Here is an 18,126-nt window from a genome sequence, read left to right on the forward strand (position 1 = left end):
ACCATTAATATACAAATTTATGCAAAAAGGATTACATCCTACAATTAAGTTTATGATGAGGTGTTCATTTATACTTTTAATCGCACAATTTACCTTTATCGGCGTGCTTTTGGCCGGGAGTGTTCATAGCCAGAACCTCGATCAGGTAATCAGTATTAGTTTAGACCATTCGAGTGTAAAAACGAGTCTGCTGGGTATTCAGGAGAAAAGTGGTATTAAATTCGTGCTTCCAGAAAAAATACTCAGTGGCCTTAAAACGGAAGTTACCTTAACTGAGCAAACCAAAACCGTAAAATATCTGATTGAAAGGGTACTTAGCGGAACCAATCTCGAATATAAAATAGTAGAAGGTTATGTGGTAATTGCCCAGAAACCTGTTCCACAGCAGCCCGGCAATATTGCAGGTCGCATTACCGACGAAAAAGGTGGTCCGCTACCTGGCGCTACAGTTAAAGTAATCGAAACCGGACAGACCGTTCAAAGTGATCCGGACGGAAACTACAGCATTTCGCTAAAACCGGGAAACTACAGCATTGAAGTTTCTTATATTTCGTTTCTTTCTCAAAAAATAACTGGTATTAGCGTTAAGGATGGAAGAACAACTCCTTTAAGTTTTTCGATGAAACCTAGCGATAACCAGCTTTCGGAAGTGGTGGTGAGTTATGGAAAACAACGGATGAAGGATGTTACCGGCTCTATCGCAACCATCGATGCTACTCAGCTTCAGGATATGCCTGTAGGCCAGTTTGCACAACAGTTGCAGGGAAAAGTAGCCGGGGTGCAGATTGCGCAAACCAGCGGACAGCCAGGTAGGGGCATGGGTTTTATTATCCGCGGTGCGGCTTCCTTTTACTCAAGCAACCAGCCTTTATTTGTAATTGATGGTACACCGATTACCGGAAGTATCAACAATATCAATCCTGCGGAGATAGAAAGTTTTAGCTTTTTAAAGGATGCTTCTGCAACCGCACTATATGGATCGAGAGCGGCCAACGGTGTGGTTTTGATTACCACCAAACATGCAAAACCGGGCGATTCGAAGGTAGATTTCTCTACATATTATGGTATCCAGAAAATACCAACCGCCAGATTGCCTAAAATGATGACGGCAAGGGAATTTGCCACCTTTATGAAAGAACGTGGTGAAGACGGGATAAAATACGAACCAGGTTATACCATTGCGGCTGATTATCATGCCGCATACGATAATCCAGAACAATACGGCGATGGAACCAACTGGTTCGACCTGCTTACCCGTACCGCACCCATTCAAAGTTACGATTTAACCGTTCAATCGGCACGCGAGCATTCTTCATCAACGGTTATCGCAGGTTATCAGGAACAGCAGGGTGTGGTGATCAATAACGGAACCAAATTGTTTTCAGTGAGGTTTAACCAGGATTTTACCTCCGCCAATAACAAACTTAAACTGGGTTTTAACCTGGCACCAAGTTACAGGATGGACCACAACAACAGGTTAACCAGTGATGGGGTAGGAGGTTATTTCGAAAGGTTTTTTGAGGCCAGTCCATTGGCATCACCTTACAACCCCGACGGCACTTTTGCCAGAAGCGTGGCCTCTCCGGGCATGGTGGCTTACATCAATCCATTGGCTACTTATATGCTTACCAATGATGATTATACAACCACCCGTATTTTAGGTAACGCTTATCTGAACTACGAATTTTTGCCCGGACTGAGTGTTAAAACGAATCTAGGTGTTGATAAAGGTGCCGAAATGCGTAAATATTTTCAGGGCGGGTTGGTAACGGGTACACAGGGACAAACTACCGGAACCAGTTCATCGGTTGATAACGGTTCGTGGACAGCGGAAGGAAACCTGGCCTATACCAAAACCTTTGGTAAAGACCATAGTATTGATGCCCTGATCGGTTATTCGGCACAAGAGTTTAATACCTATAGCAATAACTTAACCGGGCTGGGCTTTGCGAGCGATGATATTGAATATTTGAATGCTGCAACCAGCATAACAGGTGGCAGTGGCGCAGGTTCTTATTCGTTGCTATCGGCAATCGCCCGGATTAACTATGCCTATAAAGGCAGATACCTTTTATCGGCTGCGGTTAGGCGGGATGGATCTTCGAAATTTGGTATTAACAAACAATGGGGCAGTTTTCCTTCCTTATCTGCCGGATGGATCGTGAGTGATGAAGCTTTTATGAAAAACCTAAAAGACATCAGTTTCTTGAAATTACGTGCAAGTTATGGCATCACCGGAAATAACTTCTTCGCTGGTAATTACGATTCGCAAGCCACAATAGGTACCTACTATTACAATTTTAACAACACCATTACGCAGGGGCAGACCATTAACCGTTTGCCTAACCAGGAGCTCAGATGGGAGCGTAACAAACAGTTGGATCTTGGTTTCGAAATAGGGGTGTTGAATAACAGGATTACTTTTACTTACGATTATTACAGGAAGCTTACCGATGGATTGATCCAACAGCGTGCCATACCAACATCTTCGGGTTTTTCGCAGATCATATACAATGTAGGTGAACTTAAAATGTGGGGGCATGAATTTTCGATCAGTTCGAAAAACTTAACCGGCAGTTTTAAATGGAATACCAACCTAAGCCTTTCCTTCGACCGCAATCTGATCACCAATCTGGTTGATCCGGGTTATATCAGAAGAAACGTAACGGTAAGTTCTGATTATTTCCGCCAGCAGGAGGGCCACCATTTGGGTGAGTTTTATGGTTTTGTTTTCGATGGTTTGTACAAGGATGCAGCAGATTTGGCAAATTCTGCCAAATATTTAAGTACACCGGCAAAACCTAACGGAAGTTCGGATATCGGTACCATTAAGGTGAAGGATATTAACGGCGATGGTGTAATTGACGACGTGAACGACCGTACTTTTATCGGCGATCCAACCCCAACATTTACAGGCGGTATGGTGAACAATTTCAAATACAAAAACTTCGACCTGACCATCGATATGACTTTTTCTGTGGGAGGTAAAATCTTAAACGCAGCGAAATGGGCTTATCAAACCAATATGGACGGTTCGAGGGTATTGTTGGCAGCAGCGGCAGATAGATGGCGCGCTCCTGAAAACCCGGGATCGGGCATTTATCCCAGAACCAAATCGGGTACAACCGGTATCGGCCGTTCGGTAAACTCACAATGGATAGAAAACGGATCTTATCTGGCCGCAAAAAATATCTCACTGGGTTATACCATTCCCGTAAAAAACCTGATGCTTAAAAACCTTCGGGTATTTGCTTCGGTTCAACAGGCCTTTGTCATCACCGGTTATTCGGGTATGAACCCTGAAATCAATGTAGGCGGATCAGATCCAACTTTGGGTGTTGGTATCGACGAAAATGCCTATCCAATTCCAAGAACATTTTCTTTAGGCATCTCTACTACATTCAGATAACCATTAAAGCGCAACAAAATGAAAAAGATATATATAGCCATTGCATTATTAATCATTGGCCTAAGTTCGTGTAAAAAGGATTTCATCGAACTCAATCCTGAAGATTCGTATACCGATGGGGTATTTTACAAAACCGAGCAACAGTTCCGTTCTGCTGTGGTAGCAGCTTATGCACCCTTAAGGGATGTGCTCATCAATGATTATTTCACTTCCGAAATGCATTCTGATAATACCGTTTATCAACCTATTCCGGGCAATAGGGGAACGGCTTATGTAGAACGCGAGAATATTTCAGATTTCACCAACACCTCTACCAATGCCTACGTTTCTGCAACCTGGCAACATAGCTATACGGGTATTTCGCGTTGCAATATCATTATCGAAAGATTAAAAGGTTCAGATCTTAGTGAGGAAGTAAAAGCAAATTTAGATGGTCAGGCCAAATTTTTAAGGGCACTGAATTATTTCAAACTGGTGCGTTTGTATGGCGGTGTGCCATTATCTGTAGCCGAAGTTAAAACAGCTGAAGATGCCTTTAAACCACGTTCTACAGAAGCAGAGGTTTACGCGCAGATTGTGGCCGATGCCAAAGATGCCATGAACGAACTTGCTGCACCTGCAAAATTCCCACAAACAGGTGAGGCCACAAAAGGTTCGGCAGCCATGTTGTTGGCCAATGTATATGCCGTTCAGAAAAAATGGGCTGATGCCGAAATTGTATTGAATAGCTTGCTTACGATGGGTTATGATCTGAATGCCAATTACGGTGATGCCTTTCTGCCTGCCAACAAAAATGGAAAAGAATCGATCTTTGAGATCCAGTTTTTAGGGGGCTCCATTACAGGTTCTACCCCTAATGTGCTTTCTTTCCACTTTATACCGCGTAGTAAAGACACCAGGATACTTACTGGAATCGCCATTGACAATACCAGTACAGGTGGTTGGAATACCCCAAGCAGCGATCTGATTGCTGATTTCGAACCCAACGATAAACGCCTTGATGCGTCTATTGGTATTGCTGAAGGTACCTACGATGCCAGCAGTTATTTTGTGTATTCGGCAGCCAAAAGCATCCTCAATTATGTGCCGGCCACAGGGAAAATCGGTGTGCCTTACATCAAAAAGTATTTGCATTCGCCATTGGTCGCCACCACAGGTTCGAGTGATGATTTTCCAATCTACCGTTTCTCTGATGCCCTGTTGTTATTGGCCGAAGCGTTAAACGAGCAGGGGAACCCTGCGCTTGCACTGGCGCCATTAAATAGGGTGAGAAAAAGAGCTGGTCTAACCGATATTGTTACGACTGATCAAACTGAACTTAGAACCATTATCTTACACGAACGCCGTGTGGAACTGGCTTTCGAAAACAGCCGTTGGACGGATTTATTGAGAACAGGAAAGGCCCTTAATGTAATTAATGCTTTTGGCGTTAAAATCAGGCAGCAGCTTCCCTTTCTTTCTTCGGATGCGTATGTAATCGATAACCACCACCTGGTATTCCCGATTCCGCAGAACGAAGTAGGTTTAAACCCTAAAGTGATCCAGAACCCAGGTTATTTTTAAGGCCTAAAAATAAAATGGTTTTTAACCACAGATGAAAAGGATACACACAGATCTAAATCCGTGTTTATCCCCGCCTGAACAGTAGGGCAGGTGTGTGCATCTGTGGTTAAATAATTACCCATGCGTACAATAGTTTGATGAGCCTTCTCCACGGACCCATATAAAATTTAATCCATAATGACTTTGAACAAAAATCTTTTAAAGAAAAGCTTTTGTGTTTTTCTTAGTACACAATTGTTGCTCAGTACCAGCGCTACGCTGATCCCTGTTAAGGAAGAAAAGCTGGCCGACGATGAATTTGCCATCGTGGTACTGCCCGATACCCAATATTATACGGCAGAGAAAAATGGCGGTAAAAAGGAAATGTTTACGGCGCAAACCGATTGGATTGTGAAAAATGCCGCTAAGGAAAACATTAAATATGTAATCCACCTCGGCGATATTTCCGATAACGGCGAAATGTTTCCTGAGCAGTGGGTAAATGCATCAAACTCCATGTATAAACTGGAAAAAGCCCAGGATGGTTATCCGCAGGGCATTCCTTATGGCATGGCGGTGGGCAATCACGATCAAACCAAAAGCCAATATCCTTTGAGCGGCAAAACCGATCAGTACAATAAATATTTCGGACTGGCGCATTTTAAGGATAAAACATGGTACGGTGGTCACTATAAAAATGATAACGACAGCCATTATGATCTTTTCGATGCAGGAGGTTACAAGTTTATCACCATCTTTTTAGAATACGATTCGTATGATGAAGATATCGAGGGCATGAACAAATGGGCCGGTTCGGTTTTAGAAAAATTCAACGATCGGAAAGCCATTTTGGTGAGCCATTCCATCATTCACTTTAATAAAAAAACGGGTACCAATGAAAAGGGCTTTCCTAAATTCTCAAAACAGGGTCAGCGGGTTTTCGATCGTTTAAAAAGTTATCCGAATGTATTCATGACCTTATCCGGCCATGTAGGCGATAATGGCGAAGGTTACCGTCAGGATGGTTATGCCGGTAATGTGATCAAATCTTTACTATCTGATTACCAGAGCCGCCCTGATGGCGGGCATGGCCTGATGCGTTTAATGAAATTTTCAAAATCAAAAGACCTGATCAGTGTCCGTACTTTTTCTCCGGTTACGGGCGAAGAAGAAACAGATGCCGATAGCAAATTTACCCTTCCATGGTTTCACCATACTACGGTGGCCAGGTATCAGGATTATAACAATGATGGCATTAGCGAAATTTCATTCTTTTCTAACGGCGTATGGAAAGTGGCTGGCCAGCCCGATGTAACTTTTGGTAAAGCTGGCGACATTGCCGCTCCTGCTGATTATAACGGAGATGGTAAATCAGAATTTGCGGTTTTCCGGCCATCAGAAGGTAAATTCTATATCCAGGGCGGAAAGGAAGTTACACTCGGGCAAGCAGGTGATATCCCGGTTTGCGGCGATTGGGACGGCGATGGTTTTGCAGATGTTGCAGTTTACCGTCCATCAGCACTCACCTGGTATTTCGATGGTCTGGACAGTATCAAATTCGGACATAAAAATGGCGTACCTGTTCCGGCCGATTATGATGGCGATGGGATATTGGATGTTGGCTTTTTTCGAAAAGACAATTCAATGTGGCAGACCAGCCTCGGTAATATTCCTTTACAGGTTAAACATAGTCCGGGCGATATCCCTGTTCCGGCCGACTATGATGGTGATGGAAAAGCGGATATGGCCCTATTCCGTCCTTCAACAGGAGAATGGTTGATCGGGTTTAAAACACCTGTAGTTTTCGGAAAACCTGGTGATATCCCGCTTCCGGGAAACTATAAACCTGGCGGCAAAACCGCTATTGCAGTACTCCGGTCAGGTAAAATTTACCTTCAGGATAATTCTGTGATCAATGCCAGTAAAGGAGCTGCGACTGATGTAGTGAATATCCTTCCAGGGGCAAGATTACTCATCAATCAGCCTAAATAAAAGAAAGCCTATTCATCACGAACCATAAAATAATTAATTCTCAAAAAATCACTATGAAAAAAAAACAGTTATCGACCGGTAGATTTAAAAATCCAGGTCGCCTAAAGCCTATGGTATTGGGCTTATTCCTTTCAGGATCAGTTTTTACCGGTTGCAAGGATGCACAACTGGCCGAAATCGACAAAACCTTTAGCACCAAACACGAATTACTTGCCGATGCCAATGCAAGTTTATTGGCCGGTCAGACCGAGATCAAAGTATTATCGTTTAACGTAAGGCATAACGATGCTGGCGATCCACAAAGCATTACACAAAGGCAAAACAACATCCGACAGATTATTGTAGATAATAATCCTGATGTATTCGGTTTGCAGGAGTTTTCTGATAACAGTTTCGAAACCTGGTTTAGAGGGCAAATGGCAACTTTAGGTTATGGCGAATATTATGATACCGCTATTACGGGTACGCCAAAAGCCATTTTCTTTAAAAACAGCCGTTTTACCCTAAACAGTAGTGGTACGCTTGATATTGGTCCAACCAATACTTCAACCTGGGTGGTATTGACCGATAAAACAGATTCGCAGCAGTATTTTGTTAGCAATAGCCACTGGCAGTTCGATTCGCAGGCCGTGCGTATCGATAATGCAAATGCATGGGTTGCTGGAGTTAACCAGAAAAACACCCAAAACCTTCCAATAATAGTTTTCGGAGATTTTAATGCTGTTCCGGGAACTACAGAAATCGGGATCTTAAAAAACGGTTTGGATGTGGTAGATGCCTTAGGCGATAGCGATGGAGAACCTACTTTTCACGGTTGGACTGCTACCGGAACGAACAAACTGGATTGGATGATGAGCGACCGTAACATGGCTTATACCAGTTCTAAAATCATCAAAACCAGCTATGGTGGTTTCTGGCCATCAGATCATTGGCCGGTAATGGCAAGTTACCTGCCTTCGATATTTGGAGATGCACATGTTGATGCCAATGGCCTGAGTGCCGCAGCTACTACAAACTTTTATTTTGCAGATGTAAATGGTGATGGGAAAAAAGATAAAATCTATTGGAGATCGAATTTCGATGATGGCAAACCACAGGTTTTTCTTTCTAACGGAAACGGTACTTTCATTTCGCCAGCGGTTAAGCACAATGCAGGTGCATCTACATTAGCGACCACACGTTACCACTATGCCGATGTAAACGGCGATGGAAAAGCAGATGAAATCCTTTGGGATCCTACTACGAATTCTGGTCGCACACGCGTATTTTTGGCCACTACAAATGGTAACTTTAGTGCAACGGCTATCGAAAACCCTGAAGGTACCAGTGCAGGCAGCACAACAGTATATCATTTTGCTGATGTAAACGGAGATGGAAAAGCTGATAAAATTTATTGGAACGCTACTTTTGATTCGGGCCGTACCCGCGTTTACCTGGCTACATCGAATGGAAACTTTAGCGGAACGGTAGTAGCTGGTAGCGAGGGGGCGAGTGCTACAGGTGGTACCACTTTTTATTATCAGGATGTAAACGGTGACGGTAAAACAGATAAAATACTTTGGCACCCGAGTTTAAATTCAGGCAAGCCGATGGTTTATCTGTCTGATGGCGATGGTACCTTTACTGCTTCCGCAACATTTAGCGATAGTGGTGCAACAAGCGTTTCGGATAGCACTAAGTTTTATTTTGCCGACGTAAATGGCGATGGCAGAGCGGATAAAATTTATTGGAACCTGACCAATTATCTGGGTAAAATTAAAGTGTATTATTCTACTACATCAGGATTTGATGGTCCGGTTTATTCGCTCCGCGGAACATCGCAAAGTGAAAATACGGTATTTTATTTTGCTGATATTAATGGCGATGGAAAAGCTGACCAGGTTCGATGGAACTATGGTGAAAACAGCGGAGAACTCCGTAATTATTTCGCTAAGTAATGATTTAAGTCCTTCAGATTAATTTCTGAAGGCATTTTTCTTTCTATTTGCTTATTCTCCCGCCATAATTTACGCGCTTTATTTTATCTTTGCCGCTTATTTAATTTTCCCAATCGTGATCAATGTAAATAACATCTCCGTTTCATTTGGCGGAACTACCCTTTTTAGCGACGTAACCTTTTCCATAAACGAGAACGATAAAATCGCGCTGATGGGAAAAAATGGTGCAGGTAAATCAACCATGTTAAAAATCATAGCTGATGTAGCCAAACCTACTTCTGGTAATGTAACTGGTCCGAAAGATGCTGTAATAGCCTATTTACCTCAGCATTTATTAACTCAGGATAAACTCACCGTTTTTGAAGAAACGATGAAAGCTTTCGCAGAAGTAAACCAGATGCAAAAGGAACTCGATGAGTTGAATGAGCAGCTAACCATCCGTACGGATTACGAAAGTGATGATTACATGAAACTCATCGAACGGGTGTCGGAGCTGAGTGAAACATTTTATTCGATCGAAGAAATCAATTACGACGCTGAAGTAGAGAAAGTATTAAAAGGATTGGGTTTTGAGCGTAAAGATTTTACCCGCCAAACTTCTGAGTTTTCAGGTGGATGGCGTATGCGCATCGAATTGGCTAAGATTTTATTAAAGAAACCAGATCTTATCTTACTGGATGAGCCAACCAACCATATGGATATCGAAAGTATTCAGTGGCTGGAAGATTTCCTGATCAATTCGGCAAAGGCCGTGATGGTGATTTCTCACGACCGTACCTTTGTAGATAACATTACCAACCGTACCATTGAGGTTACCATGGGGAGAATATATGATTATAAAGCTAAGTATACCCACTATCTTCAACTTCGTGCCGATCGCCGTATACACCAATTAAAGGCTTACGAAGAGCAGCAACGTTTTATTGCCGATAACCAGGAATTTATCGACAGGTTTAGGGGTACCTATTCTAAAACCCTGCAGGTACAATCGCGTGTAAAAATGCTCGAGAAACTGGAGGTGATCGAAATTGATGAAGTAGATACTTCTGCATTACGTTTAAAATTCCCACCTTCACCACGTTCTGGTCAGTATCCGGTAATGGTAGAAGAATTAACCAAAACCTACGGTGATCATGTTGTTTTTGAAAAAGCATCAATGGTGATCGAAAGGGGGGAAAAGGTTGCTTTTGTTGGTAAAAATGGCGAAGGTAAGTCGACAATGATCAAAGCCATTATGGGTGAGATTGATTTTGAAGGCGGTTTAAAAGTTGGGCACAATGCCAAGATTGGATACTTTGCCCAAAATCAGGCTGCTTTGCTTGATGAGAGTTTAACCGTATTCGAAACCATCGACCAGATTCCGTTAACGGATGGTACCCTAAAAATTAAAGACCTTTTGGGTGCTTTCATGTTTAGTGGAGATGATACCACCAAAAAGGTTAAAGTGCTTTCGGGCGGTGAGAAAACGCGTTTGGCCATGATTAAATTGCTTTTAGAACCTGTAAACGTGTTAATCCTCGATGAGCCAACTAACCATTTGGATATGAAAACGAAAGATATTATTAAAGATGCCCTCAAAGATTTTGATGGGACTTTAATTTTGGTATCCCATGATCGGGATTTCCTGGATGGGCTTGCAGATAAGGTATTTGAATTTGGCAATAAACGTGTTCGCGAGCACTTTGAGGATATTAAAGGCTTCCTGGCATATAAGAAAATGAACAGCTTGAAGGAAATCGAGCAAAGTTAAATGTAATGCTCCGCAATTAATTGCATGCTTCTGCTGAAATTGCCTTCAAAGTTTAAGATTATTATTTTTTACTTTATTCCAGGTTTGGGATAACATCAAAAAGTCCAATTGCCGATGGTTTAATCATCAGCAATTGGGCTTTCTGTTTTAAACAGAATTATTTAATGTTTATCCACTTGTTTAGCGTATTATCTGGTGCTTCAAGTAAGAGTTTATAAAAAGCAGAGGGATAATCTTTAAGATCTGCAAGATAATGTTGCTGAGCAACATCAACCTCAGCCAATAAATGATAGTCATCTTTTCCGCCAGTTTTAAAATTATTGGTTGTGGTTAGCCAGATTTTTATTTTACCTTTCTTTTGTAACGCTTTCCAGCTAATGTCGAGGTGGTTTTGTACATAGTTTGTTTTCAGTCCTGATATGGATATGGGGCCGATAAATGGTGTGCCATCAATTTCCTGAATTACATTTTTGGGTAGTTTTACGTTGAGGTATCGGGCAATTGAAGGCATAATATCCACTACACCGAGATCGAAGTATTGGGCATAAGTATTTAAGTCTTTATAATTGCTTACCATCCATGTTGAACGTTGTCGATCCGATTGTCCTCCATGTCCACGGCCGGTTTTTTCATCGCGGCCGTGATCCGTTGTGATTACGATCAACCAATCTTCTTTAAACTTTTGCTGACGGTAAGTAATGGCTTCCCAGATCTGACCCATCTGTTTATCGAGCATTTCGATAGCTTTGTAAAATTCGGGACTATCGCCATAGCGGTGTCCCATATCGTCGGTATACTCCAGGTATACCCAGGAAAGATCAGGGGCTTTATCATGAACGGTTGTTGCAGCCTGTTTAACCACTTCCTCGTCGATAAGGTGCATGTAAGCCGAATTCTTATCATGTTTAAAGCGGGCTGTATCTAACTCGAAACCATCTGCTACAAAATCGGGCATAAAATTCCCGGTTTCAGAAAGGCCATCGCCAAGCAACTTGGTCCGGTTGTCTGTCCAACTGGAGAAAATGGCTGTTTTTTTCTCAGGATATTGATTTTTAAATAATCTGAAAATATGTTGGTAGTTGTAATTGGGCGCCTTAATATCATTATCTGGCACATTATGTTTATTTACCCAGGTTCCGGTTAGCAGGCTATTGTAACCAACGGCAGATATGGTTGGCGTTTCATTATAAGTTCCTTTGTCGCCACCTACATGCATGCGCGAATAAGAGCCTGCTGAAATGATCTTTTTAAAATTAGGTAGCTCCAAACGTTCTATTACATCTGCAGGGATACCATCGGCAATTACATAAATCACTTTACGTGGCCTGTTTTGAGCAAGTGCCGGGATGGATAAGGAAACGCAGCAGGCGAAAATAATTGTTCTTAATAACATTGTTATATAATTAGAAGGTGTGCGGGAAATATTCATTTTCAACTGTTCCGTCTTCATACATTTTAAGAATGGCGTATCCTGGCGGAGTTTCTAAATAATAACCTGGGCCGGCTGATTCCGCGTCGCCCTTGCCCCACCAAAAGCCACTCATGGCTCCATTGCAACAGTATCTAACGCCATTGTAGACGGTTTGATCCGAAAGATGGTTATGGCCACTCAGGCAGATTTTTACCTTGTCGCGGTGTTTGTAGAAAAGATCTTTCAGTTTTTTACAATCAGAATGTCCACCACCAACCAATACCTGGGTTGTGCCCAGTATTGGATAATGCGACATAAGCAGGGTAGGCGTACCAGTAGGCAGGTTTTTTAATTCCTGCTCAAGCCAGTTATATTGCTCATCATCAAGTGAGATCTTGCTGTTATTTCCATCCAGAATAATAAAATGCCAGTTCTTTTTGGTGAAACTATAATACCGGTTCGGAATTTTCAGCCGTTTCACAACATAGTTTTTTCCATACATTTCATCGTCTTTTGTAGGCGCTTTCCACCAGGTATCGTGGTTGCCAATACAACTGTATATTTCGTATTTATCGATTGTTTTTGTGCATTCATCCCAAATGGCCCATTGTTCGGTTACCTGGTTGCGCACTACATTATCGTAGGATGCATCGTTGATCGAATCACCGCCGTTTAAGAAAAAATCAACATTGTGTTTACTGGTAATCTGTTTTAAACAGGCTTTAAAACGTTTAGGAGCATTTTCTCCTGCCCGTATGTGTACATCGGTAATATGCGGAACGGTAAGCATCAGTTTTTTGCCTTTTGGTTTTTCCAGAAGTGTTTCTGAAGCCAGGGCAGGTAATGCACCAGAAAATGCAGCTCCTGCTGAGAGTCCTATGGCCTTTAGTAAAGACCGTCTTTTCATTTCTGCCATAGTTACCAACCAAAAATTTGTTTTAGTTTAGGATTCAGGACCACCTGTTGCTGTGGGATAGGGCGGTAATAGAATTTTGGTTCCTCGAAGTTTCTTGTCACACTTTCAGTTACGATATTGCCTCCAGAATTGCCATTTTTTAAATAAACGGTAGCATCAGTTCCAATTGTTCCTGCACGATAATAATTAAGTTTTATCCCGAGTGAATTTTTTTCTTTCTGATCTTCACCAGGAATAGTTGCTGTTCTGTCGATCAAAATGATGTCATCAACGCCATCACCGGTAAGATCGTACTTGCCTAGTCCGGCAAAGTACATGCCTTCCGGACTTTTTGTAAGCAGTTTGCCCACTTTCCAGCGCATTATGTCGTCAAACCGCATGTTTTCGAAAGCATATTCTACTCTGCGTTCCCTTCTGATTTCCAGTATAACACCTGCATTAGTTGTAACATTTGGATATTGAAGTAGTAATGCCGGATCAGGATTGGCGTTAGCTGTTGCCAGATTAAGGTCAGGCAAGCCGACTCTTTTACGAATCAGGTTTACCGATTGGTCGAGCTGAACCTGCGTTAACGTTCCCAATTCGGCAAGGGCTTCGGCGTAGGTTAACAGCACTTCTGCATAACGGTATACCGGAAAATCTACGCCGTTTAAAATCGCATTATCTGTACTGTTTACATAGCCTTTTAGCTGGTGATAACCTGTGAAATTTTTATTTAAACGCTGAATATATGGTGTAGGATCTGGTACCCTTACCCACCCTGGGTATACCATTGTTTGCGCCATCCGCGGATCGCGGTTTTTAAACTCTTCTACAAAACCCAGTTGTGCATAATTTGCGATATTAGTAAACCTGCTTCCATCTTTCATTAAGTAGGTTTGCAACAAGTCTTTAGCTGGTGCCTGCTCATAATCACCAAAAACTGTCGAATTCACATTTTGGCTTTTGCTTTTATTCATGTCGAAAATGTTTACTAAAATAACCTCACCATTGCCTGTTAAATCCTGACTAGAGAATAATGTTCCATAATCCTGCTCAGGTTTTCCGGTGTTGTAAATGGTAAACTTTTTAGCCGAGATAATTTCTCCTGAAATTCTTGCTGCGGTTTCTAAAAAGCTATTGGCTGAAGCAGTTAGATTAAGTTCATTGTGGTATTTACGATAAGTGCCCTCATAAAGTGCTGCGCGTGCATATAAGGTAGCTACTGCCCATTTTCCCGGAGTACCCACCGGAACACTTTCCCTTACATTTTTATAGGCAAAATCCAGGTCAGCCATTATGCTATCGGCAATCAAAGTGCGTGGATCACGCGGTTTGTACAGTTCTTCATCGGTTGGTTCGAGTGTGCCCGAATACCATGGAACATCAGAGAAACGTTTTATCTTGTCGAGATAAAATTCGGCACGATAATACCTGGCCAAACCTGCATAGTGGTTTTTAACAGCTGCCGAAACCTGAGCTTTTCCATAGTTTTCAAGAAAATAATTGATGTTTCGCAATCTTCCCCAGCTCCAGCCAGTAGTTATGTTCTGTGCATTTGCACTGCCGGCCATGATGTTTTTTACCTCAACTGCGGCCGTGGTGGCTACATTATCAGTACTCTGATCATTAAGATAAGTATTGCGGTCTGGTTGAGAGATGAGTCCGTTAACATAAAGTGAAAGATCACTCTCAGTGTTGAAGAACAGGTTAGGGGAGATGGAAGTTTGTGGGAAACGGTCCAATCCATCTTTTTTACAAGCCGCGAGCATAGCCACAGCTGCAATAGATACAATATATATATACTTTTTCATTTTCAAATGATTTGAATGTGATGGAACCTGAGGTTAAAAATCTAGATTTAAGCCAAATGCATATCTGCGCTGATAAGGATATGCCCAGGCACTTGGACCCTGGTTAACCGCTTCCGGATCAATGAATTTCTTGATGGAAGAAAACTCGTACAGGTTCTCTCCGGTAACAAACACACGCAGTCGGGTTACATTGAATTTTTTGGTCCATTTGCTTGGCAAGGTATAGCCCAATGAAACGTTTTTGATCCTCAGGTATGCGCCATTAAGCAAGTATTTAGTTTGTGGGATATCCAGCCCCGAGCCATAATTGGCATCGGCAAGCCATGATTGTAGCACCGGGTATTGCGAATCGGTATTGGCATCGGCCAGTCCGGCAGCAATGTACGAAGCCGAGTGTTTAGCCCTTTGCTCCGGCGAATCTGCTGCGCCACGGTAAAAATCAAGGTTCCAGGGATAAACGTTAGCATAGGGTTGTTGGTAAGGTCCCCAGAAAAGATAGTGGTGGGGATAAAAATCTCTTTTTAGTACACCTTGCAGGAATATCGAAAGGTCAAACCCAGCCCAATCCATATTCAGGTTGGCACCAATGGTATAACGATCGGAACTGTTTCCAATGATTTTTAAATCCTTCGGGTCATTAGCGCTCAAACCCCGCTCTATTTTCTTATTTCCATCTAAATCTACATATTTAGGCCATCCTTCGATAATAGAAAGTGCACCCCACGGAATAAGAGCAGATTCATCTAAAGCGGCAATTTCTGCCTTGCTGCGGAAAACGCCATCATTTTGCAATCCCCATATTTCTCCGAGGGTTTGTCCTTCTCGGTAATTTGAAAATAGGTTTTGATCATTTTTAAACCTGGTGATTTTTGCTTTAGAATCGGCCAGGAATATTTTGGCATCAAAGCCGAAAGGTTTCGAGCCAAGATCAAATCTGTCTCTATATGTTACAGAAAGTTCCCATCCTTTAGTGCGAAGATCGGCCGAGTTCTGACGCGGAACGGCAGTGCCCAGCACACCCGGCAATTCCTGTCCGGCAGTAAGCATACCTTTGGTATCGCGGATGTAATAATCAAAAGTGAAAGATAATTTGTCATTCAGTAATCCGATATCAGTACCCATATTTAAGGTTGATACCCTCTCCCAAGTATAGGTTTGAGGATCTACGTTTAATCCCGGGGCTCCGGTAATGATCTGGTTTTGTCCGGCACCACCAATTAAGTAGCCAGAAGTACCAGTGGCCAGCGATTGGATATAACCAAAGTTGGCTGTATTATCGTTTCCAAGCGCACCCTGGTTTCCAAGATCTCCATATGAGGTACGGAGTTTAAAAGAAGATAATGTTGGTGAAAGTGATTTAAAAAAATCTTCATTACTCACTATCCAGGCAAAGGATGCAGATGGAAAAAAGCCCCAACGTCTATTGATTGGGAAGCGTGATGAACCATCGTACCTTCCGGTAGCTTCCAGAATGTACCTGTTTTTATAAGTATAATTTAATCTCGAGAATGCACTATTGGTAGCGTAAGCAGAATAACCTGCACTGGCCGTTGCCGTACCGCTGGTAAGCGACAGATAAGGTAGCGAAGAAGAAATCAGCATATCTTTGCTTGCATTTACAGTAGAATAACTGTAATCTTCGCTATTAAAACCTACCATGGCACTGAAAAAATGGTCGCCGATAGTTTTTTTATAGGTGGTGTATAAGTTAAATGTATTGTTGTACAGATAACCATTGTTTTCGGTTACTGAACCATTTCCGCCTTCTTCGCGGATATCATTAGGGCCATAACCAATTTTGTATTTTTTACTGTCGTTATGTGTTTTCCAAAGTTCGCGTTTAAAAGATGCATCAGCATTTACCTGAAGATCACCTTTTAAAAATAAGGCCGTAGCGCTGGTGATATTCTGGAAACCGAACATGTTCTGAAGGTTGTTTCCACCATCAACAAGTTTTGCGGCCAGTTTGCCGGCCGCGGTGTTTGCCCAGGTACCATCAGGGTTTTTGGCCACATCGGTTGGCATCAGGTAGTACAGGTCGGTAATATTTCCATTCGGGAGTGCCCGTTTAGTTTCATAAATATTCAGATTGTTATCAATTTTAAGCCAGGAAAGTGGAGAGAAGCCCACCTTCGATCTCATCCCATACCGGTCCCAATAATCGGCTGTAAGTTTGTTTAGTCCGTTATCTCTAGTGTAATCTGCTGAAAGGTAATAGGTTAATGGTTTTTCGTTTACAGTAGCTCCGCCAGAAAAGGTAAGGGTGTGACTTTTAGATAAACTCGAGTTATTGAAAAAGTAATTATACCAGTCGTTGCTACCCATGTAAGCCCATTTAGTAGGATCTGTAGGGTTTAGCCGGGTATCGGCTATTGATGGATTATCTGATCTTTCCTTTGCCCAACGGTAATACTCATCAGAGTAATTTACATAATCCCAGGGTGTATTATCGGTAGAGGTTTCTAAAACCCTCGAGAAGATATACGGATCTGTTACCGGTTTAGGCAGTAAAGTTGGTTTTGCCCACGATTGGAAAGTGTTGTAACTAATTACATTATTGCCTGCCACACCTTGTTTGGTGGTAATCAGGATCACACCAAATGCTGCACGTGCACCGTAAATTGCTGCAGATGCTGCATCCCTCAATACGGTAAAAGAAGTAATGTCGGAAGGTGTTAAGCGCAGCATATCATCATTACTAGTAGCAGGAATACCATCAATAACGATTAATGGTGAACCCCCGTTAATAGAGGTATATCCCCTGATGTTGATATTGGGTACACTACCTGGCGAACCACCTGCATAAGTAATGTTCAGGCCTGGACTAATACCCTGTAAACCCTGTAATACATTGGTTACAGGTCTTGATTCGAGTTGTTTACCTGAAATTTGATCAATTGCGCCAGCAACATTGATTTTTTTCTTGGTACCGAACCCAACCACCATTACCTCATCAAGGTTGGCGTAATCCGGAGATAAAGAAACATCGATTTTCGCTCTGCCGCCTACTGCAATTTCTTGTTGCTTGTAGCCGATATAAGAAAAAATGAGGATGGCATCAGGCTTTACACTACTAATGGTGTAGATACCGTTGCTGTTGGTGGCGATGTGCAGATTTGTTCCCTTTACGGTGATGTTTACCGCAGGAAGCGTTTCCTCTGTCTTTGCATCAGAAACCACGCCCTTAATGGCGATTCCCTGAGCAAAGCCGCCGGCGGATAGGATCATCATGGCGAACATCCATAGTAGCTTTTTTTTCATTTTACTTAATTATTTAGTTGTTTGATTTGGAATGATAGGTGCTTTTCAGCGGCGCTAAATTGAACATATCATATTAAGGTTAAGTTAAAACTAAATTAATAAATTAATTGAACGT

At 42.2% G+C, this 18,126-nt stretch carries 9 protein-coding genes; 5 read left to right on the forward strand and 4 right to left on the reverse strand.

Annotated elements, in window-relative coordinates; all coding sequences use genetic code 11:
• The first annotated feature begins 19 nt into the window (after window positions 1-19).
• From R2S57_RS14035 to R2S57_RS14055, 5 genes are all read left to right on the forward strand, one after another.
• Complete coding sequence (locus tag R2S57_RS14035) at window positions 20-3,409, forward strand: TonB-dependent receptor (protein ID WP_316845582.1); 3,390 nt, start codon at window positions 20-22, stop codon at window positions 3,407-3,409.
• Window positions 3,410-3,427: 18 nt separating this feature from the next.
• On the forward strand, window positions 3,428-4,972 hold the full coding sequence (locus R2S57_RS14040) for a RagB/SusD family nutrient uptake outer membrane protein (RefSeq protein ID WP_316845583.1): 1,545 nt from the start codon (window positions 3,428-3,430) through the stop codon (window positions 4,970-4,972).
• A 177-nt stretch (window positions 4,973-5,149) separates the two neighbouring features.
• Window positions 5,150-6,943 carry a metallophosphoesterase gene (locus tag R2S57_RS14045; RefSeq protein WP_316845584.1) on the forward strand — a complete coding sequence of 598 codons (1,794 nt, stop codon included), beginning with the start codon at window positions 5,150-5,152 and terminating at the stop codon, window positions 6,941-6,943.
• Between the two features lie 53 nt (window positions 6,944-6,996).
• A complete protein-coding gene (locus R2S57_RS14050) occupies window positions 6,997-8,880 on the forward strand; it encodes an FG-GAP-like repeat-containing protein (RefSeq protein ID WP_316845585.1) in 1,884 nt (627 codons plus the stop codon).
• 115 nt (window positions 8,881-8,995) lie between these two features.
• A complete protein-coding gene (locus tag R2S57_RS14055; RefSeq protein WP_316845586.1) occupies window positions 8,996-10,630 on the forward strand; it encodes an ABC-F family ATP-binding cassette domain-containing protein in 1,635 nt (544 codons plus the stop codon).
• A 157-nt stretch (window positions 10,631-10,787) separates the two neighbouring features.
• Here R2S57_RS14055 and R2S57_RS14060 read toward each other — a convergent pair whose 3' ends face one another.
• The 4 genes from R2S57_RS14060 to R2S57_RS14075 are packed head-to-tail and all read right to left on the reverse strand — an operon-like array spanning window position 10,788 to window position 18,011.
• Window positions 10,788-12,023, reverse strand: coding sequence for an alkaline phosphatase family protein (locus tag R2S57_RS14060; protein ID WP_316845587.1), 1,236 nt, complete (start codon window positions 12,021-12,023; stop codon window positions 10,788-10,790).
• 10 nt (window positions 12,024-12,033) lie between these two features.
• A complete protein-coding gene (locus tag R2S57_RS14065) occupies window positions 12,034-12,948 on the reverse strand; it encodes a metallophosphoesterase family protein (RefSeq protein WP_316845588.1) in 915 nt (304 codons plus the stop codon).
• 11 nt (window positions 12,949-12,959) lie between these two features.
• Complete coding sequence (locus R2S57_RS14070; protein WP_316845589.1) at window positions 12,960-14,750, reverse strand: RagB/SusD family nutrient uptake outer membrane protein; 1,791 nt, start codon at window positions 14,748-14,750, stop codon at window positions 12,960-12,962.
• Between the two features lie 33 nt (window positions 14,751-14,783).
• Window positions 14,784-18,011, reverse strand: a complete 3,228-nt coding sequence (locus R2S57_RS14075) for a TonB-dependent receptor (protein ID WP_316845590.1) — start codon at window positions 18,009-18,011, stop codon at window positions 14,784-14,786.
• Window positions 18,012-18,126: the final 115 nt, after the last annotated feature.

Origin of the sequence: Pedobacter psychrodurus, from assembly GCF_032678585.1 — a bacterium.
Classification (GTDB): Bacteria; Bacteroidota; Bacteroidia; order Sphingobacteriales; family Sphingobacteriaceae; genus Pedobacter; species Pedobacter psychrodurus_A.